This is a genomic window from Paenibacillus sp. J2R1T-4, assembly GCF_059692235.1.
This window is the reverse complement of the sequence record NZ_JCAUBA010000033.1, coordinates 20,755-39,447: the sequence shown is the minus strand read 5'-3', so window position 1 is coordinate 39,447 and position 18,693 is coordinate 20,755. Positions and strand designations below refer to the sequence as shown.

The 18,693-nt window shown below is 46.4% G+C and carries 18 protein-coding genes and 1 other annotated feature (1 of these 19 only partly in view); all 18 genes read left to right on the top strand.

What is annotated here, in order from left to right:
• Positions 1-68, top strand: a sequence feature (ribosomal protein L10 leader region); it begins 55 nt to the left of the window's first position.
• Between the two features lie 63 nt (positions 69-131).
• The 18 genes from rplJ to rpsC all read left to right on the top strand — a co-directional run bounded on the left by rplJ (position 132) and on the right by rpsC (position 18,693).
• Entirely contained in the window at positions 132-626 is a 495-nt protein-coding gene (rplJ, locus tag AC58QD_RS31350; protein ID WP_497338985.1) for a 50S ribosomal protein L10, read from the top strand.
• Between the two features lie 73 nt (positions 627-699).
• Positions 700-1,059: a 50S ribosomal protein L7/L12 gene (gene rplL / locus AC58QD_RS31345; protein ID WP_497338984.1), complete on the top strand. Its 360-nt coding sequence runs from the start codon at positions 700-702 to the stop codon at positions 1,057-1,059.
• Positions 1,060-1,176: 117 nt separating this feature from the next.
• Positions 1,177-1,779 (top strand): class I SAM-dependent methyltransferase, encoded by a 603-nt coding sequence (locus AC58QD_RS31340; protein WP_497338983.1) that lies wholly within the window; start codon positions 1,177-1,179, stop codon positions 1,777-1,779.
• A gap of 338 nt (positions 1,780-2,117) precedes the next feature.
• Positions 2,118-5,654, top strand: coding sequence for a DNA-directed RNA polymerase subunit beta (gene rpoB / locus AC58QD_RS31335; protein WP_497338982.1), 3,537 nt, complete (start codon positions 2,118-2,120; stop codon positions 5,652-5,654).
• Between the two features lie 76 nt (positions 5,655-5,730).
• Positions 5,731-9,351, top strand: a complete 3,621-nt coding sequence (rpoC, locus tag AC58QD_RS31330) for a DNA-directed RNA polymerase subunit beta' (RefSeq protein ID WP_497338981.1) — start codon at positions 5,731-5,733, stop codon at positions 9,349-9,351.
• A gap of 131 nt (positions 9,352-9,482) precedes the next feature.
• Positions 9,483-9,734 (top strand): 50S ribosomal protein L7ae-like protein, encoded by a 252-nt coding sequence (locus AC58QD_RS31325; RefSeq protein ID WP_497338980.1) that lies wholly within the window; start codon positions 9,483-9,485, stop codon positions 9,732-9,734.
• A gap of 156 nt (positions 9,735-9,890) precedes the next feature.
• On the top strand, positions 9,891-10,310 hold the full coding sequence (gene rpsL / locus AC58QD_RS31320; RefSeq protein ID WP_497338979.1) for a 30S ribosomal protein S12: 420 nt from the start codon (positions 9,891-9,893) through the stop codon (positions 10,308-10,310).
• A gap of 51 nt (positions 10,311-10,361) precedes the next feature.
• Entirely contained in the window at positions 10,362-10,832 is a 471-nt protein-coding gene (gene rpsG, locus AC58QD_RS31315) for a 30S ribosomal protein S7 (protein ID WP_497338978.1), read from the top strand.
• Positions 10,833-10,864: 32 nt separating this feature from the next.
• The gene (fusA, locus tag AC58QD_RS31310; RefSeq protein ID WP_497338977.1) at positions 10,865-12,940 is read left to right on the top strand and encodes an elongation factor G; all 2,076 of its coding nucleotides are present in this window, start codon (positions 10,865-10,867) and stop codon (positions 12,938-12,940) included.
• Positions 12,941-12,980: 40 nt separating this feature from the next.
• Positions 12,981-14,174: an elongation factor Tu gene (gene tuf / locus AC58QD_RS31305; protein WP_497338976.1), complete on the top strand. Its 1,194-nt coding sequence runs from the start codon at positions 12,981-12,983 to the stop codon at positions 14,172-14,174.
• Between the two features lie 269 nt (positions 14,175-14,443).
• Positions 14,444-14,752 (top strand): 30S ribosomal protein S10, encoded by a 309-nt coding sequence (gene rpsJ, locus AC58QD_RS31300; RefSeq protein WP_497338975.1) that lies wholly within the window; start codon positions 14,444-14,446, stop codon positions 14,750-14,752.
• Positions 14,753-14,890: 138 nt separating this feature from the next.
• Positions 14,891-15,517 carry a 50S ribosomal protein L3 gene (gene rplC / locus AC58QD_RS31295; RefSeq protein WP_497338974.1) on the top strand — a complete coding sequence of 209 codons (627 nt, stop codon included), beginning with the start codon at positions 14,891-14,893 and terminating at the stop codon, positions 15,515-15,517.
• 25 nt (positions 15,518-15,542) lie between these two features.
• Complete coding sequence (gene rplD, locus AC58QD_RS31290; RefSeq protein WP_497338973.1) at positions 15,543-16,166, top strand: 50S ribosomal protein L4; 624 nt, start codon at positions 15,543-15,545, stop codon at positions 16,164-16,166.
• Positions 16,166-16,456 (top strand): 50S ribosomal protein L23, encoded by a 291-nt coding sequence (gene rplW / locus AC58QD_RS31285; RefSeq protein WP_497338972.1) that lies wholly within the window; start codon positions 16,166-16,168, stop codon positions 16,454-16,456. Before rplD ends, rplW begins: the two co-directional genes overlap by 1 nt.
• 26 nt (positions 16,457-16,482) lie before the next feature.
• The gene (rplB, locus tag AC58QD_RS31280; protein ID WP_497338971.1) at positions 16,483-17,313 is read left to right on the top strand and encodes a 50S ribosomal protein L2; all 831 of its coding nucleotides are present in this window, start codon (positions 16,483-16,485) and stop codon (positions 17,311-17,313) included.
• A gap of 39 nt (positions 17,314-17,352) precedes the next feature.
• Complete coding sequence (gene rpsS / locus AC58QD_RS31275) at positions 17,353-17,631, top strand: 30S ribosomal protein S19 (RefSeq protein WP_497338970.1); 279 nt, start codon at positions 17,353-17,355, stop codon at positions 17,629-17,631.
• A gap of 50 nt (positions 17,632-17,681) precedes the next feature.
• Complete coding sequence (gene rplV / locus AC58QD_RS31270; protein ID WP_497338969.1) at positions 17,682-18,017, top strand: 50S ribosomal protein L22; 336 nt, start codon at positions 17,682-17,684, stop codon at positions 18,015-18,017.
• A gap of 13 nt (positions 18,018-18,030) precedes the next feature.
• Entirely contained in the window at positions 18,031-18,693 is a 663-nt protein-coding gene (rpsC, locus tag AC58QD_RS31265; RefSeq protein ID WP_497338968.1) for a 30S ribosomal protein S3, read from the top strand.

Here is an 18,693-nt window from a genome sequence, read left to right as displayed (position 1 = left end):
CGAGGTGTTGTGATACATGTAACGTGATCATGCCTCCGTCTGTCTGCGGAGGCTTTTTTAACGTCAAGCAGAGCAACATCCTGCATCGGATGGGTACAGAATTATAGTTTTGGATACTAGGAGGTGTGAACATGGCAAACGCGAAAGTACTGCAAGAGAAACAGTTAGCGGTGGAGGAAGTATCCGCGAAACTGCGTGAGAGCAGTTGCACAATCGTAGCGGACTACCGCGGTCTTAACGTACAGCAGGTAACCGATCTTCGGAAAAAGCTTCGTGAAGCGGGTGTTGAGTTCCAAGTTCTTAAGAATACAGTGGTGCGTCGTGCAACGGCGGCTTCTGAACTAACAGATTTGGACTCTTCATTGACTGGCCCAACTGCAATTGCATTCAGCAAAACAGATCTAGTAGCTGGCGCGAAAATCTTGGTGGATTTCTCCAAGAAGAACGACAAGCTTCAAGTGAAAGCAGGCGTTGTTGAAGGTAAGGTTGTTGATGCAGCACAAATCAAAGCACTAGCTGAGTTGCCTTCCCGCGAAGGAATGCTCTCCATGTTGCTTAGCGTACTACAAGCTCCAGTCAGAAACTTCGCCCTTGCTGTTAAAGCAGTGGCTGAGAAGCAAGCTTAAGTTAGATCTAAGTAAGACGATCAAGCAATCGGCATAGCCGAAATCAAATATTCCTAATATGGAGGGTTATCACATGAGTAACGCACAAATTCTTGAAGCGATCAAAGGCATGACAATCTTGGAACTGAACGACCTTGTTAAAGCAATCGAGGAAGAGTTCGGCGTAACAGCAGCAGCACCAGTAGCTGCAGGCGCAGCAGCAGTAGCAGAAGTTGAAGAGCAAAGCGAATTCGACGTAATCTTGACAAGCGCAGGCGCGTCCAAGATCAACGTAATCAAAGTAGTTCGTGAAATCACAGGCCTTGGCTTGAAAGAAGCAAAAGACCTAGTTGATGGCGCTCCTAAGGCAATCAAAGAGAAAATCGCTAAAGAAGAAGCAGACGCTTTGAAAGCTAAGCTTGAAGAAGCAGGCGCTAACGTAGAAGTGAAGTAATCTCGAGTCAATCGAGTTTAAGTTCGACGAATCCCCTTTTGAGGCTTGGGCCTCAAGGGGGTTTTGTTCATATCAAGACTTTACGGGACTAAAGTGTGATGAATGGAGTGATCGCACATGGCGGATCATTATTATTCGGCTAAGCCTTCGGTGGAGAGCAAGCGGGGACAAATTGAAGAAGAGCTGCGCGGCAAGCAGTTTACTTTTGTTACGGATGCAGGTGTGTTCTCCAAGGGCGGGCTCGATTTTGGAAGCCGTCTGCTCATTAAGGCCATGAACATTCAAGAAGAGGACCGCGTTCTGGATGTTGGCTGCGGTTATGGCCCGATCGGTCTTACGGCGGCATGGCTCGCTAAGAAAGGCAAATCGACATTGATCGACATCAATGAGAGAGCAGTCGAATTAGCAGGAATCAATATGCGCAGTAATGGTATCGGGAATGCGGAGATTGTGCAGAGCGATCTGTTCGAAGCTGTGATTGGTCGCAAATTTACGAAGATAGTAACGAATCCGCCCATTCGCGCAGGGAAACAAGTTGTGCATCATATATTTGAGCAGGCTTATGAGCATTTGGAAGTCGGTGGGGAGCTGTGGGTGGTTATTCAAAAGAAGCAAGGTGCTCCATCGGCGGTAACGAAAATGCAAGAGTTATTTGGAAGTGTTCGAGAAGAGGATCGTGATAAGGGATATTGGATTCTTGCAGCGACTAAGCGAGAATGAGAAAATATTGATTTTTCTATGAAAATATTCTGAAAATGGTTTGACTACGCTTTTCCCGTGTGGTATCATTATAAAATGTCAGTATTAGGATGGGCGATATGTCTTTACTTCGCTAAAATGTCAAGACATTTTTTCTTGAGTATCATGCATAAAATTTTAACCAATAACGTATAATGTTTACGTTTTGGGAAAATCTACATGGTATGAAACTTTTGGCAATTGCTACCATGCTTTTCAATGAAAAAGGTCTCACTGCAACGCCCTTACGGCGATCAACCGAGGCTTTTCTTCTTTTTGTTTCAAGGATTTTCGATGTCGATGTGAGGGGTGAATGAAAGTTGGCGGGTCATAACGTTCAATACGGTCGGCGCAATCGCCGGACATATGCACGAATTAATGAGGTGCTGGAAGTTCCTAACCTGATTGAGATCCAACAAAAGTCATACCAGTGGTTTTTGGATGAAGGATTGCGCGAGATGTTCCAGGATATCTCTCCTATCCAGGATTTCACGGGGAATTTGATCTTGGAGTTCATCGATTATAGCTTGGGTGAGCCGAAGTATTCGGTTGACGAGTCCAAGGAACGCGATGTTACTTATGCAGCCCCGTTAAGAGTCAAGGTTCGTTTAATTAATAAAGAGACGGGTGAAGTAAAAGAGCAGGAAGTGTTTATGGGAGATTTCCCTCTCATGACCGAGACCGGTACCTTTATTATTAATGGTGCGGAACGTGTTATCGTCAGTCAGTTAGTTCGTTCCCCTAGCGTTTATTTTAGCACAAAAGTAGACAAAAACGGCAAGAAAAGTTACACGGCTACAGTGATCCCTAACCGGGGTGCATGGCTGGAGCTTGAGACCGATGCAAAGGACATTATTTATGTTCGTATTGATCGGACTCGTAAAATTCCGGTTACGGTTCTCTTGCGTGCGCTAGGTTTTGGTACGGATGCCGAGATTATAGACTTGCTTGGCGATGATGAATATATACGTAATACCCTTGATAAGGATAACACCGACTCCACGGAGAAGGCGTTGATAGAAATCTATGAGCGTCTACGACCAGGTGAGCCACCAACGCTAGATAATGCCAAGAGCTTATTGATCGCTCGTTTCTTCGATCCTAAGCGTTATGATCTGGCGAATGTCGGTCGTTACAAGATTAATAAGAAGCTTCATATTAAGAACCGTCTCTTCAATCAGAGATTGGCGGAGAACCTCGTCAACCTGAGCACGGGTGAAATTCTCGCAGAAGCAGGGCAAATGATAGACCGCCGTATTCTGGATGAGATTCTGCCTTACCTCGAGTCGTCAGTAGGCTTCGCTGAGTATGGAGTAAGCAATGGAGTGTTGGATGCTGGCCGCATCCCTTTACAGGCCATTCGTGTTACATCCCCGCTTGAAGATGGCAAGGTTGTCAAGATCATAGCGAACGGGATTATTGATAAATCCGTTAAGAATATTACACCGGCCGATATTATATCGTCCATTAACTACTTCATTAACTTGCTGCATGGAATTGGGAACACAGACGATATCGATCACTTGGGTAACCGGAGATTACGTTCTGTAGGTGAATTGCTTCAGAACCAATTCCGTATTGGTCTGTCCCGTATGGAGCGTGTCGTTCGTGAGCGGATGTCGATCCAAGATGCGAATGTAATAACACCGCAAGCTTTGATTAACATTCGTCCCGTTATTGCCTCCATCAAAGAATTTTTTGGAAGCTCGCAACTCTCGCAATTTATGGATCAGACGAATCCATTGGCAGAGTTGACTCATAAGCGCCGTCTTTCAGCACTAGGTCCCGGTGGTTTGACACGTGAACGAGCAGGCTTTGAAGTGCGCGACGTGCATCACTCCCACTATGGACGGATGTGTCCGATTGAAACTCCGGAAGGTCCGAACATCGGGTTGATCAACTCCTTGTCCTCCTTTGCGAGAATTAATGAATATGGCTTTATTGAAGCCCCGTATCGCTGGGTGGATCCTAAGACAGGTATCGTAACGTCTCAGATCGCATACTTAACAGCTGATGAGGAAGATAACTACGTTATCGCTCAGGCTAATGCTAATTTGACCGATACTGGTACTTTGGCAGACGAATCAGCTATTGTGCGTTTCAAGGATGACAACTTGGTCATGCCTCGTGAGCGTGTCGATTATATGGACGTATCTCCTAAACAAGTCGTATCTGTAGCAACCGCGTTGATTCCGTTCCTAGAGAACGATGACTCCAACCGTGCGCTTATGGGCTCGAACATGCAACGTCAAGCTGTACCGCTTCTTATTCCAAGATCACCGCTTGTCGGAACTGGAATGGAGCACAAGTCAGCCAAGGATTCCGGTGTGTGTATAGTAAGTAAACACCATGGTGTGATCGAACGCGTCTCCGCGAACGAGATCTGGCTGCGTCGCCACGAGATGGTGGACGGTAAGCAAGTTAAAGGTGATTTGATTAAACACAAGCTCCACAAGTTCCTTCGTTCCAACCAAGGCACATGCATCAACCAACGTCCGCTAGTACATTACGGAGATGTTATCAAGCCAGGTGATATTATGGCTGACGGCCCTTCTACTGAGCAAGGCGAATTAGCGCTGGGACGCAACGTAGTTGTGGCGTTCATGACTTGGGAAGGGTACAACTACGAGGATGCGATTCTTCTAAGTGAGAAGCTGGTAAAAGAAGACGTGTATACGTCGATTCACATTGAAGAGTACGAATCGGAAGCTCGTGATACAAAGCTAGGGCCTGAAGAGATTACACGCGACATTCCGAACGTAGGGGAGGATGCGCTTCGCAATCTAGATGAACGCGGAATTATCCGTGTCGGTGCTGAGATCGGCGCTGGCGATATCCTGGTCGGTAAAGTTACACCTAAGGGTGTAACCGAGTTGACCGCAGAAGAGCGCTTGCTACACGCGATCTTTGGGGAGAAAGCAAGAGAAGTTCGAGATACATCGCTTCGAGTGCCACATGGTACGGATGGTATTGTTGTTGACGTTAAGGTGTTCACTCGTGAGAATGGCGATGAATTGCCGCCAGGTGTGAATCAATTGGTTCGTGTCTATATTGCTCAGAAACGTAAGATTTCCGAGGGCGATAAGATGGCTGGCCGTCACGGTAACAAAGGGGTTATTGCCCGCATCCTGCCAGAAGAAGATATGCCGTTTATGCCAGATGGAACGCCAGTTGAAGTTGTTTTGAACCCACTAGGGGTTCCTTCACGGATGAACATCGGTCAAGTGCTAGAAGTTCACTTGGGTATGGCTGCGAAGCTTCTTGGCATTCACACTGCAACACCTGTATTCGACGGTGCGCGTGAACACGACGTGTTCGATGCCATGGAAGAAGCAGGTATGCAGAGAAATGGTAAAACGATATTGTATGATGGCCGCAGTGGAGAGCCGTTCGAGCGTGAAGTTACGGTCGGGGTCATGTATATGATCAAGCTTGCTCACATGGTCGACGATAAGATACATGCTCGTTCGACTGGTCCTTACTCACTTGTAACGCAGCAGCCGCTCGGTGGTAAAGCGCAGTTCGGTGGCCAACGTTTCGGGGAGATGGAAGTTTGGGCGCTTGAGGCATATGGTGCAGCTTATACCCTTCAAGAAATTCTTACCGTCAAGTCTGATGACGTGGTCGGACGGGTGAAAACCTATGAATCCATTGTCAAAGGCGAGAATGTACCGGAGCCTGGTGTGCCGGAATCGTTTAAAGTATTGATTAAAGAGCTCCAGAGCTTAGGCATGGACGTTAAGATATTAGCAGAGGACGAGCAAGAGATCGAGATGAAAGAGCTTGATGACGACGATGATGTCGCCGGAGACAAGCTGAATCTCAATCTAGAGGGATCTGAGGTCGGCGTCGAGTAATCGACCCGACCCTCCTGCTCCAAGCACGATCGATTCCACCACAGTACAAGAGTACAATCTAGAGGAGGGTTGCTCCTTGTTGGACGTAAACAATTTCGAGTACATGAAGATTGGTCTTGCTTCACCTGATAAAATTCGTTCTTGGTCTCGAGGGGAAGTAAAGAAACCAGAAACGATTAACTACCGTACACTTAAACCGGAAAAAGAAGGTCTTTTCTGTGAGAAGATTTTCGGGCCAACCAAGGATTGGGAATGCCATTGCGGGAAGTATAAACGCGTTCGTTATAAAGGTGTTGTCTGTGACCGATGCGGAGTAGAAGTAACTCGCGCAAAAGTTCGCCGTGAACGTATGGGCCATATTGAATTGGCTGCTCCGGTATCGCATATTTGGTATTTCAAAGGTATTCCAAGCCGTATGGGACTAGCCTTGGATATGTCTCCAAGATCGCTTGAGGAGATTATATACTTCGCATCTTACGTAGTTACAGATCCAGGGGATACGCCTCTTGAGAAGAAACAATTGCTATCGGAGAAAGAATACCGCAGCTACCGTGAGAAATACGGCTATGCGTTCCACGCTGGGATGGGTGCCGAGGCAGTTAAGAAGCTTTTGCAGGATATCGATATCGATAAAGAAGTCGATATGCTGAAGGAAGAGCTTCGTACAGCTCAAGGTCAACGCCGGAATCGTGCGATCAAGCGGTTAGAGGTTATGGAAGCATTCCGTCATTCTGGCAATGAGCCGGAGTGGATGGTGTTGGATGTCCTTCCTGTTATCCCGCCAGAACTCCGTCCTATGGTTCAATTGGACGGCGGCCGGTTCGCGACTTCAGATTTGAATGACTTGTATCGCCGTGTTATTAACCGGAATAACCGCCTTAAGCGGTTGTTAGATCTGGGAGCGCCGGACATTATCGTTCAGAACGAGAAGCGGATGCTCCAGGAAGCGGTTGATGCCTTGATCGATAATGGCCGCAGAGGCCGACCGGTTACAGGTCCTGGTAATCGTCCGCTTAAGTCCCTCAGCCATATGTTGAAGGGTAAGCAAGGACGTTTCCGTCAGAACTTGCTGGGTAAACGTGTTGACTATTCGGGTCGTTCGGTTATCGTTGTAGGACCTAGCCTGAAGATGTACCAATGCGGACTTCCTAAGGAAATGGCATTAGAATTGTTCAAGCCTTTTGTAATGAAAGAGCTTGTTAATAAAGGACTGGCTCATAACATTAAGAGCGCGAAACGCAAAGTAGAACGCGTTAGTCCTGAAGTATGGGATGTCCTTGAGGAAGTTATTAAGGAGCACCCGGTTCTCTTGAACCGTGCCCCTACCCTTCACCGTCTAGGGATCCAAGCATTTGAACCGATTCTGGTCGAAGGCCGCGCAATCAAGCTGCATCCACTCGTCTGTACGGCATATAATGCCGACTTTGACGGTGACCAGATGGCTGTGCACGTACCATTGTCAGCAGAAGCGCAAGCAGAAGCACGGATCTTGATGTTGGCGTCTGGGAATATCCTGAACCCTAAGGATGGCAAACCAGTTGTTACACCTTCACAGGATATGGTGCTTGGTAGCTTCTACTTAACAATGGAGAACATCGAAGCAGTTGGAACAGGGATGCTGCTGCGCAACGTCCATGAGGCTGTCTCAGCCTACCAACGAGGGATTGCTTCCCTGCATGCAAAGGTTGCTATTCCAGCTCGCGCATTGAAGAAAACCAGCTTTACACCGGAACAACAAAACTCTTTGCTTGTTACGACCATTGGTAAGATTATCTTCAACGATATCTTCCCGGAAGATTTCCCGTACATTAATGAAGCTACGAAGAATAATCTTTTCCAAGGAATCTCGGATGAATATTTCATGCTGGAAAAAGGCGGAGATATTCAAGCGTTTATTCGCTCTGCACCATCTCGAGGAGCAGTCGGTAAAGAGTATTTGGGTTCGTTGATCGGAGAATGCTTCCGTCGCTACCATACAACCAAAACTTCTATTATTCTCGATAACATCAAGCAGAATGGTTTCACGTACTCCACCAAAGCGGGGATTACAGTTGCCGTATCAGACGTTATCGTGCCTAAAGAGAAGGACCTTATTCTGAAGGAATCTGAAGATAAGGTAAGAACCGTTACGAACCAATTCCGTCGCGGATTAATTACAGACGAAGAGCGCTATGACAGGGTTATTCAGGTCTGGGGTAAAGCCAAAGACGAAATTACCGATATTCTTATGAAGTCTTTGGACAAATTCAACTCCATCAACATGATGGTTGAATCCAAAGCACGGGGTAACAAATCCCAAATTACGCAACTCGGCGGAATGCGCGGTCTTATGGCCAACCCATCCGGTCGAATTATTGAATTGCCGATCAAATCGAACTTCCGTGAAGGCTTGACGGTATTAGAGTACTTTATCTCCACGCATGGTGCTCGTAAAGGTCTTGCCGATACAGCCCTTCGTACAGCCGATTCAGGTTACTTGACTCGTCGTCTCGTAGACGTTGCACAAGACGTAATCGTTCGGGATGATGATTGCGGAACAGATAAAGGATTCACCGTAACGAAGATCCAAGACGGTAAAGAAGTAATCGAGGATTTGTATGACCGTATTGAAGGACGCTATGCGTTCGAAACAGTTCGTCATCCAAAGACAGGCGACGTGATCGTTGCGCGTAACGAATTAATCGAGTCGGGTAAGGCTGACGCGATAATCGCTGCGGGTATCGAGAAGCTTCAGATCCGATCTGTTCTTAGCTGCCGAACACGCCATGGCGTATGTAAAAAATGCTATGGCCGCAACTTGGCAACGGGTACTCATGTTGAGATTGGGGAAGCAGTTGGTATTATCGCGGCCCAGTCTATCGGAGAGCCAGGAACACAGCTCACGATGCGTACGTTCCATACCGGGGGCGTCGCCGGAGACGATATTACACAAGGTTTGCCGCGTATTCAGGAGCTATTCGAAGCACGGAATCCAAAAGGCCAAGCGATTATTACTGAGCTAGACGGTAAGGTAAAAGAAATACGCGAAGCCAAGGATCGCCGTGAAATCGAAGTTGAAGGTGAAGCTGAATCGAAGGTGTACGCCGTGCCGTACGGATCACGTATCCGTGTAGCAGTCGGGCATCAAGTAGAAGCTGGGGATGAACTGACTGATGGTTCCATCGATCCGAAGGAAATGCTTCGCATCAAGGGGATCCGCGGGGTTCAGAACTATATCCTTCAAGAAGTTCAACGCGTTTACCGGAACCAGGGCGTTGAGATCAATGACAAGCACGTAGAAGTCATGATTCGTCAGATGCTTCGCAAGATTCGTATCGTAGACAGCGGCAACACAACGTTACTTCCAGGAGCATTCGTAGACATCCACGAATACGAGGAAGCTAACAAGACGGCCCTGTTCTCTGGTAAGGAGCCTGCTGTTGCTAAGCCGGTCCTCTTAGGGATTACAAAAGCTTCTCTTGAGACAGATTCGTTCCTGTCTGCTGCCTCATTCCAAGAGACGACTCGTGTATTGACGGATGCAGCTATCAAGGGTAAAGTTGACCAATTACTCGGCTTGAAGGAGAACGTCATCATCGGGAAGCTGATTCCTGCTGGTACCGGGATGCCGCGTTACCGCAATATCCGATTGGTCGATCCGAATGAAGAGACGGTTGTGAGCGAAGATGAAGTGAAAGAAACGGTAGCGGTAGAATAAAAGATTTGTTTTTTACCAAAAAAACAAATGTTACCTGCCCTATCTTCCTTGACACCGAATTTTCGAAGTGCTAATATATCAAAGTGTGCCATAACCTAGTTTCCACTCCTGCGCTTTGGAGGATGAGTTCGATGTCTTATGATAAAGTGAAACAGGCAGAGAAAATATCGATAGGCACGAAACAAACATTGAAGATGGTGGAGCTAGGCAAAGCCAGCGAAGTGTTTGTGGCTAATGATGCAGATCCCAGAATAACGAGTAAAATCGTGAATCTTTGTAAAAAGATGGGCGTTACAGTTTCGTACGTAGATTCTATGAAGCTGCTTGGAAAAGCATGCGGTATTGAAGTTGGTGCTGCTGTAGCTGCTGCTGTGAACGAATGAAGTTAACTGTTTTTGTTGCGGGTCATCTCGGAATATTCCGGATTACCCGCGGCAAAGACATTTCGTTTGCTCATTTGTGAACCACCTGGATCTGTGGGCTTGAAACTTAAGCCTGCACAGTAAGAAAGAACAACTTAAGGGGAAGGAGGTGGCGACATGCCAACAATTAACCAGTTAGTACGTAAAGGCCGTCAAGCTAAGATTACGAAGTCCAAGTCTCCAGCTCTTCAAAGAGGTTTCAATGCCTTGAAAAGAGAATCGACTGACATGAGTGCTCCTCAGAAGCGTGGTGTCTGCACTCGTGTAGGTACTATGACTCCGAAGAAACCGAACTCAGCACTTCGTAAATACGCTCGTGTACGCTTAACAAACCGTGTCGAGGTTACGGCTTACATTCCGGGAATCGGACACAACCTGCAAGAGCACAGTGTAGTATTGATCCGTGGCGGACGGATTAAAGACTTACCAGGGGTACGTTACCATATCGTACGGGGAGCGCTTGATACATCCGGTGTTAACAACCGTAAACAAGCTCGTTCCAAGTATGGTACAAAACGTCCTAAAGTTAAGAAGTAATAATAGTCTTCAACTAATATCGAATGATTTCTACAAGAAAGGGGGATAACTATGCCTCGTAAAGGTCCAGTTACTAAAAGAGACGTTTTGCCGGATCCGATTTACAGTAGCAAATTGGTTACCCGACTGATTAACCGTATTATGCTCGATGGAAAACGCGGAGTTGCACAAACAATTCTATATGATGCGTTTAACCTGATTCAAACACGTACTAGCAAAGAGCCAATGGAAGTGTTTGAACAAGCGATTAAGAACATCATGCCAGTACTTGAAGTTAAAGCTCGCCGTGTAGGTGGCGCTAACTATCAAGTGCCAATCGAAGTTAAGCCAGAACGCCGTACGGCGCTTGGTCTTCGTTGGTTGGTTAACTACTCACGCTTACGCGGAGAGAAGACCATGGAAGAGCGTTTGGCTGCCGAGATCATCGACGCTAGCAACAACACGGGTGCTTCCGTTAAGAAGCGCGAAGATACTCACAAGATGGCGGAAGCGAACAAAGCGTTTGCGCACTACCGCTGGTAGGATAAAGTCTATAACAGGAAGGAGACGTTACTATGCCAAGAGAGTTCTCCTTGAAAGACACGCGTAATATTGGGATCATGGCGCATATTGACGCCGGTAAAACGACGACGACGGAACGCATTTTGTTCTTCACCGGCCGTACCCACAAGATCGGAGAGGTTCATGAAGGAGCCGCTACGATGGACTGGATGGAGCAGGAGCAAGAGCGCGGAATCACCATCACGTCAGCCGCAACCACTTGTCAGTGGAAAGGGCACCGTATCAATATTATCGACACCCCGGGACACGTTGACTTCACTGTTGAAGTTGAACGTTCCCTGCGCGTACTCGATGGAGCGGTTGGTGTGTTCAGTGCCAAAGAAGGTGTTGAGCCCCAATCCGAAACCGTATGGAGACAAGCGGATCGTTACCACGTTCCTCGGATCGCATACGTGAACAAAATGGATATCATCGGTGCAGACTTTTTGGCAGTTATCGAACAAATGAAGCTTCGTTTGGGCGCTAATGCGGTAGCCATTCAACTGCCTATCGGTGCAGAATCAGATTTCAAAGGAATTATTGACCTTGTTGAGCGTAAGACCTACATCTTCACTGATGATAAAGGTGCTTTCGATGAACAAGCTGGAGTTCCTGAGGAATTTTCAGCAAAAGTTGAAGAGCTTCGCAGCTTGCTTGTAGAGAAGGTTGCCGAGCTTGACGAAGACTTGACTATGAAATACCTGGAGGGAGAAGAAATCTCCATCCCGGAAATCAAGACAGCGCTTCGTAAAGGTGTGACTGAGGTTAAGATATTCCCGGTTATCTGTGGATCGTCTTACCGCAACAAAGGTGTTCAATTGATGATTGATGCTGTAGTAGATTATCTACCTGCTCCAATTGACGTGCCTGATATTACGGGTCATCTTGAAGATGGAACTGAGATTGTTCGTAAATCTTCAGATGCTGAACCGTTTGCAGCCCTTGCTTTCAAGATTGCAACGGATCCTTATGTAGGTAAATTGACGTTCTTCCGCGTTTACTCTGGAGTACTAAGCTCCGGCTCATACGTATTGAATGCTACAAAGGGAAAACGTGAGCGTGTGGGTCGTATTTTGCAAATGCATGCGAACAGCCGTCAAGAAATCAGCGAAGTGTATTCAGGGGATATAGCTGCAGCTGTAGGCTTGAAGGAAACGATCACAGGCGACACAATTTGTGATGAGAAGCATCCAGTTATTCTGGAATCCATGAACTTCCCGGATCCAGTTATCTCGATCGCTGTTGAGCCTAAGACAAAAGCTGACCAAGATAAATTGGGCGTTGCGTTGTCTAAGTTAGCTGAGGAAGATCCAACATTCCGCTACTATACAGATGAAGAAACGGCACAAACGATTATTCAAGGGATGGGCGAGCTTCATCTTGAGATCATCGTGGACCGTATGCTTCGCGAGTTTAAAGTGGAGACAAACGTTGGTAAACCGCAAGTTGCTTATCGCGAAACATTCAAGACGGCAGCTAAGGTTGAAGGTAAGTTCGTACGTCAATCCGGTGGCCGTGGTCAATACGGACATTGCTGGATCGAGTTCACACCATTGGAGGCAGGTACTGGCTTCGTGTTCGAGAACAAGGTCGTGGGTGGCGTAGTACCAAGAGAGTTCATCGCTCCGGTACAAGCAGGTATTGAAGAATCTATGAAGAACGGGGTTCTTGCAGGATTCCCTCTCGTGGATATCAAAGCAACCATTTTTGATGGTTCCTATCATGATGTTGACTCCAGTGAAATGGCGTTTAAAATTGCCGGTTCGATGGCCCTCAAAGCCGCGAAAGACAAATGTAACCCATGTCTGCTTGAGCCAATCATGAAGGTTGAAGTTACAGTACCAGAAGAATACATGGGTGACGTAATGGGCGATTTGAACTCCAGACGTGGCCGTATCGAAGGAATGGACGCTCGCGCTGGTGCGCAAGTAATCCGCTCCAAGGTGCCATTGTCCGAGATGTTCGGATACTCCACAACACTCAGATCGCGTACTCAAGGTCGCGGCGTATATTCAATGGAGATTTCACACTATGAAGAGGTGCCTAGAAGCATCGCGGAAGAAATTGCTTCCAAGAACAAAGGCGCATAATCATATATAACTTTCTTACTATAAGGAGGAATAGCGAGTCATGGGAAAAGCGAAATTTGAACGTAACAAACCACACGTTAACATTGGTACAATTGGTCACGTTGACCATGGTAAAACAACGTTAACAGCTGCTATCACAACTGTACTATCCAAAAAATACGGTGGTGGATCTGCAGTAGCATTTGACCAAATCGACAAAGCACCAGAAGAGCGCGAGCGCGGGATTACAATTTCCACAGCTCACGTTGAGTACGAAACAAACAACCGTCACTACGCACACGTTGACTGCCCAGGTCACGCCGACTATGTTAAAAACATGATCACTGGTGCAGCACAAATGGATGGAGCAATCCTGGTTGTTTCTGCAGCTGATGGCCCTATGCCACAAACTCGTGAACATATCCTGCTTTCCCGTCAAGTAGGCGTTCCTTACATCGTAGTATTCTTGAACAAATGCGATATGGTTGACGACGAAGAGTTGTTGGAATTGGTTGAAATGGAAGTTCGTGACTTGCTTAGCGAGTATGAATTCCCAGGCGACGACACTCCAATCATTCGTGGTTCCGCTCGTGAAGCTTTGCAAAACCCTGAAGGAGAATGGGCTCAAAAGATCGTTGAATTGTTCGAGCAAGTGGACACTTTCATCCCAACTCCTGAGCGTGATGTAGCAAAACCTTTCTTGATGCCGGTTGAGGATGTTTTCACAATCACAGGTCGTGGTACAGTTGCTACAGGCCGTGTAGAGCGTGGAGTAGTTAAAGTTGGCGACGAGGTTGAAATCGTTGGTATCGCTGAAGAAACTCGCAAATGCGTAGTTACAGGCGTTGAGATGTTCCGCAAATTGTTGGATTCCGCACAAGCTGGGGACAACATCGGCGCATTGCTTCGTGGTGTAGAGCGTAAAGATATCGAGCGTGGACAAGTTTTGGCTAAACCGGGTTCGGTTAAACCACACACAAACTTTACAGCTCAAATCTACGTTCTTACTAAAGAAGAGGGTGGCCGTCACAAGCCTTTCTTCACAGGTTACCGTCCACAGTTCTACTTCCGGACTACAGACGTAACTGGCGTTATCTCTCTTCCAGAAGGAACCGAAATGGTTATGCCTGGCGATAACATCACTGTAACTGTTGAACTGATCAACCCAATCGCAATCGAAGAAGGAACACGCTTCGCGATTCGTGAAGGCGGACGTACAGTAGGCGCAGGTGCTGTTGCATCGATCCAAAAATAATTTCTTCTATATATAGTAGAAGAAACTAGTAAGAGCCCTCGACTTTTTATAAGTTGAGGGCTCTTTAAATAATTCCGCAAATTCCCTATAAATCTTCTTGCTTTTCATGTTGTTTTTTTATATAATATTAAACGTTGGTCTGTGACTGTGCGATGATGTGAGAGGTTGCTGACACACCCGGCCCCTTTGCCATGAGGATACGGTTGCTGCCAGGGGATTTTCACGGAGTATGTCCGATACTAAATTGGGCGATAGAAGGAGGGACTTATATGGCAAAGCAAAAGATTCGTATACGCTTGAAAGCATACGATCACAGAGTTCTTGATCAATCCGCGGAGAAAATCGTGGAGACGGCTAAACGTTCCGGTGCAAGTGTTTCCGGTCCGATTCCGTTACCTACTGAAAAGCAGATCATTACGATCTTGCGTGCGGTTCACAAGTACAAGGATTCCAGAGAGCAGTTCGAAATGCGTACGCATAAGCGTCTGATCGACATCGTGGATCCTACACCGCAAACGGTCGATGCATTGATGCGCTTGGATCTGCCATCTGGCGTAGATATCGAAATCAAGCTGTAAATCAAATTTTTGCCTTAAAGTTAAATGCAAAAAAATGATGTAAATCAAAATTATGCAACGAAACAAGCTGTGTAAGTTTGATGTAAGAACCAAAGTAACAACTATTATTTTGAATCACAAAGGAAAAGAGGTGTCAACATGAAAGGTATCTTAGGGAAGAAACTGGGTATGACCCAAGTCTTTGCCGCTGATGGAACAGCATTGCCAGTTACCGTGATCGAAGCAGGCCCTTGTGTGGTTTTGCAGAAGAAAGATCAAGATAATGATGGTTATGAATCGATCCAGATCGGTTTCGACGATAAGAAAGAAAAGAATGCAATAAAACCTGAGCTGGGCCATGCTAAAAAAGCAAGCACAGCACCTAAGCGCTACATTAAAGAAATTCGCGGTGTTAATGTTGGCGAGTTCGAGGTAGGCCAAGAGCTGAAAGCTGATATTTTCGCAGAGGGCGAATATGTTGACGTCACAGGTACTTCTAAAGGTAAAGGATTTGCCGGCGCAATCAAGCGTTGGGGTCAATCCCGCGGTCCTATGTCTCACGGTTCGAAATACCACCGTGGCTCAGGTTCGATGGCAGTAATCCGTACAGGTAACCGTATCCCGAAAGGCAAGAACATGCCGGGCCATATGGGTCATGAAACCATTACAGTTCAGAAATTACAAGTAGTTAAAGTTGATGCTGAACGCAATGTTATCTTGGTAAAAGGATCCGTTCCAGGACCAGTAAACAGCTACGTTAGCGTTAAATCAACTGTTAAGAAGTAAGAGTTAAGAGGAAGGAGGAACAAACATGCCAAAAGTAGCAATGTACAATGTTAGCGGAGCTCAAGTGGGAGAAGTGGATTTGGCGGATGCGATTTTCGGAATCGAGCCAAACACACATGTACTTCACGAAGCTGTTGTGAACCAACAAGCTACGCAACGTCAAGGTACGCACAAAACTAAAGGCCGCTCAGAAGTGCGCGGTGGCGGTCGCAAGCCGTGGAAGCAAAAAGGAACTGGACGTGCCCGTCAGGGTAGCATTCGTTCGCCACAATGGAAAGGCGGCGGTATCGTATTCGGACCGACTCCAAGAAGTTATGGCTATAAAATGCCTCGTAAAGTTCGTCGTTTAGCTATCAAATCCGCATTGTCATCCAAAGTGATTGACAACGGAATTATAGTATTGGATCAATTGTCTTTCAACGCACCAAAAACAAAGGAATTTGCAGCGATCCTTAACAACCTGAAGGTTGATCGTAAAGCTTTGGTTGTAGCAGCAAGTTTTGATGATAATGTAGCGTTGTCCACTCGTAATATTCCGGGTGTGAAATTCGTAACTGCAGACGGCATCAATGTTCTGGATGTTCTTGTTTACGACAAGCTCATCATTACGAAGGAAGCAATCGAGAAGGTAGAGGAGGTGCTTGCGTAATGAAAAATCCTCGCGATATTATCAAGCGCCCAATTATCACAGAACGCACTAGCGATCTGATGTCGAATAACACTTATGTGTTTGAAGTTGACAAGCGCTCGAATAAGACAGAAATCAAATTAGCAATTCAAGATATTTTCAAAGTCAAAGTATCCTATGTAAATATTATGAACGTTGCGGCTAAACCAAAGCGTTATGGTAAATATAGCGGATATACGTCCGAATGGAAAAAAGCAATCGTTCGTTTGACTGCTGACAGCAAGCCATTAGAGTTTTTTGAATCGGTTTAATTTCGTGAAGTAAGGAGGGAATCCAAGTGCCAATCAAATCATTTAGGCCAACTACTGCTTCGAGACGTCAAATGACGGTTTCCACGTTCGAAGAGATCACTACTTCAACACCGGAGAAATCGTTGTTAGCGCCTCTTATGAATAAAGCTGGCCGCAACAACCAAGGTAAAATCACGATTCGTCATCAAGGCGGCGGACACAAACGTAAATACCGTATGATCGACTTTAAGCGTAACAAAGATGGCATACCGGGGCGCGTTGCTACAATCGAGTACGATCCTAACCGGACTGCTAACATCGCTTTGATCGTATACGCAGACGGAGAAAAGCGCTATATCCTAGCTCCTAAGGGACTTAAGGTTGGCGATCAAGTTAGCTCCGGCGTTGGTTCAGATATTAAAGTGGGCAATGCATTGCCACTGGAGAACATCCCGGTTGGAACAGTTATCCACAACATTGAGATGAAGCCGGGTAAAGGCGGACAAATGGTTCGTGCTGCTGGTACAGAAGCTCAATTGCTAGGTAAAGAAGAAGAGTATGTTTCGATTCGTTTGTCTTCAGGAGAAGTTCGTCGCATTCTTAAGGTTTGTCGCGCTACGATCGGATCTGTTGGTAATGGAGATCACGAACTGATCAACATCGGTAAAGCTGGTCGTAACCGCTGGTTGGGCAAGCGTCCTACCGTCCGCGGAGTAGTAATGAACCCAGTAGATCACCCACACGGTGGTGGTGAAGGCCGCGCTCCGATCGGACGCAAATCACCAATGTCTCCATGGGGTAAACCAACTCTTGGTTACAAAACCCGTAAGAAGAGCAAAGCTTCTGATAAATATATTATTCGTGGTCGCACGAAGTAATAACATTCTCAGCAAGGTTGCATGAAAGGAGGACGAACGATGGGCCGCAGTTTGAAAAAAGGACCTTTTGTAGACGATCACTTGATGAAAAAAGTGGATGCCATTGGACAAGGGAAGAAAGTTGTTATTAAGACCTGGTCCCGCCGCTCCACAATTTTCCCTCAATTCGTTGGTCACACATTTGCTGTTTATGATGGCAGAAAGCATGTTCCAGTATACGTTACGGAAGATATGGTTGGTCATAAGCTCGGTGAATTCGCACCAAGCCGTACGTACAAAGGACATACTGACGATGATAAGAAGACAGGTAAACGATAGAATAAACGTCGAGAGACAGCTTATGATATGTTTGAGAGGAGGGTACTACCATGCAACAAGCTAAGGCTCAGGTGAATCACATTCGTATATCAGCGCGTAAAGTGAAACTGGTTATCGATTTGATTCGCGGAAAAAAAGTGGGCGATGCTATTGCGATCCTACGCCATACGCCGCGTGCTGCTTCACCAGTTGTGGAGAAGTTGCTTAATTCGGCGATCGCAAATGCTGAGCATAACTTCTCGTTAGATCCTAACAAGTTAGTTATTTCTGAAATTTATGCTAACCAAGGTCCGACAATGAAAAGATTTCAGCCTCGTTCGCAAGGACGTGCGTTTAGCATATTTAAACGTACCAGCCACATTACATTAGTGGTATCTGAGAAATAAGGAGGGATAACGTGTGGGTCAAAAGGTAAATCCCATTGGAATGAGAATTGGAATCATCAGGGATTGGGAATCCAAATGGTACGCGGAGAAAGATTTCGGTACTTTACTGATGGAAGACGTGAAAATTCGTGAATATCTGAAGAAAAAGCTGAAAGACTCGGCAGTTTCCCATTTCGATATCGAACGTGCAGCAAACCGTGTTAACGTAACTATCCACACTGCTAAGCCAGGTATGGTTATTGGTAAAGGCGGCGCGGAAGTTGAAGTAATCCGTAACTACATTGCTCAATTGTCGAATAAGAAAGTACACATCAACATCGCTGAGATCAAGAACCCGGAATTGAACGCAACACTTGTAGCAGAGAGCATTGCTCAACAGCTTGAGCGCCGCGTATCTTTCCGTCGTGCTATGAAACAATCCATCCAACGTTCAATGAGAGCAGGCGCCAAAGGAATTAAAACTGGCGTTAGCGGTCGTCTGGGCGGCGCGGAAATCGCTCGTAGCGAAGGCTACAGCGAAGGTACAGTGCCACTTCATACATTGCGTGCGGACATCGACTATGGAACGGCAGAAGCGCATACTACTTATGGTCGTATCGGCGTGAAAGTCTGGATTTATCGTGGAGAAGTTCTTCCAGCAGCGAAGAAAAAGGCTGTTCAGGAAGGAGGAAACTAA

Excerpts from the sequence above, each read along its gene's own strand:
- rplD (WP_497338973.1), top strand. The coding sequence starts at position 15,543 with ATGCCAAAAGTAGCAATGTACAATGTTAGCGGAGCTCAAGTGGGAGAA.
- rplL (WP_497338984.1), top strand. The coding sequence starts at position 700 with ATGAGTAACGCACAAATTCTTGAAGCGATCAAAGGCATGACAATCTTG.
- rplW (WP_497338972.1), top strand. The coding sequence starts at position 16,166 with ATGAAAAATCCTCGCGATATTATCAAGCGCCCAATTATCACAGAACGC.
- rplV (WP_497338969.1), top strand. The coding sequence starts at position 17,682 with ATGCAACAAGCTAAGGCTCAGGTGAATCACATTCGTATATCAGCGCGT.
- fusA (WP_497338977.1), top strand. The coding sequence starts at position 10,865 with ATGCCAAGAGAGTTCTCCTTGAAAGACACGCGTAATATTGGGATCATG.
- rplC (WP_497338974.1), top strand. The coding sequence starts at position 14,891 with ATGAAAGGTATCTTAGGGAAGAAACTGGGTATGACCCAAGTCTTTGCC.
- AC58QD_RS31340 (WP_497338983.1), top strand. The coding sequence starts at position 1,177 with ATGGCGGATCATTATTATTCGGCTAAGCCTTCGGTGGAGAGCAAGCGG.
- rpsJ (WP_497338975.1), top strand. The coding sequence starts at position 14,444 with ATGGCAAAGCAAAAGATTCGTATACGCTTGAAAGCATACGATCACAGA.
- rplJ (WP_497338985.1), top strand. The coding sequence starts at position 132 with ATGGCAAACGCGAAAGTACTGCAAGAGAAACAGTTAGCGGTGGAGGAA.
- rpsL (WP_497338979.1), top strand. The coding sequence starts at position 9,891 with ATGCCAACAATTAACCAGTTAGTACGTAAAGGCCGTCAAGCTAAGATT.
- rpsG (WP_497338978.1), top strand. The coding sequence starts at position 10,362 with ATGCCTCGTAAAGGTCCAGTTACTAAAAGAGACGTTTTGCCGGATCCG.
- tuf (WP_497338976.1), top strand. The coding sequence starts at position 12,981 with ATGGGAAAAGCGAAATTTGAACGTAACAAACCACACGTTAACATTGGT.
- AC58QD_RS31325 (WP_497338980.1), top strand. The coding sequence starts at position 9,483 with ATGTCTTATGATAAAGTGAAACAGGCAGAGAAAATATCGATAGGCACG.
- rpsS (WP_497338970.1), top strand. The coding sequence starts at position 17,353 with ATGGGCCGCAGTTTGAAAAAAGGACCTTTTGTAGACGATCACTTGATG.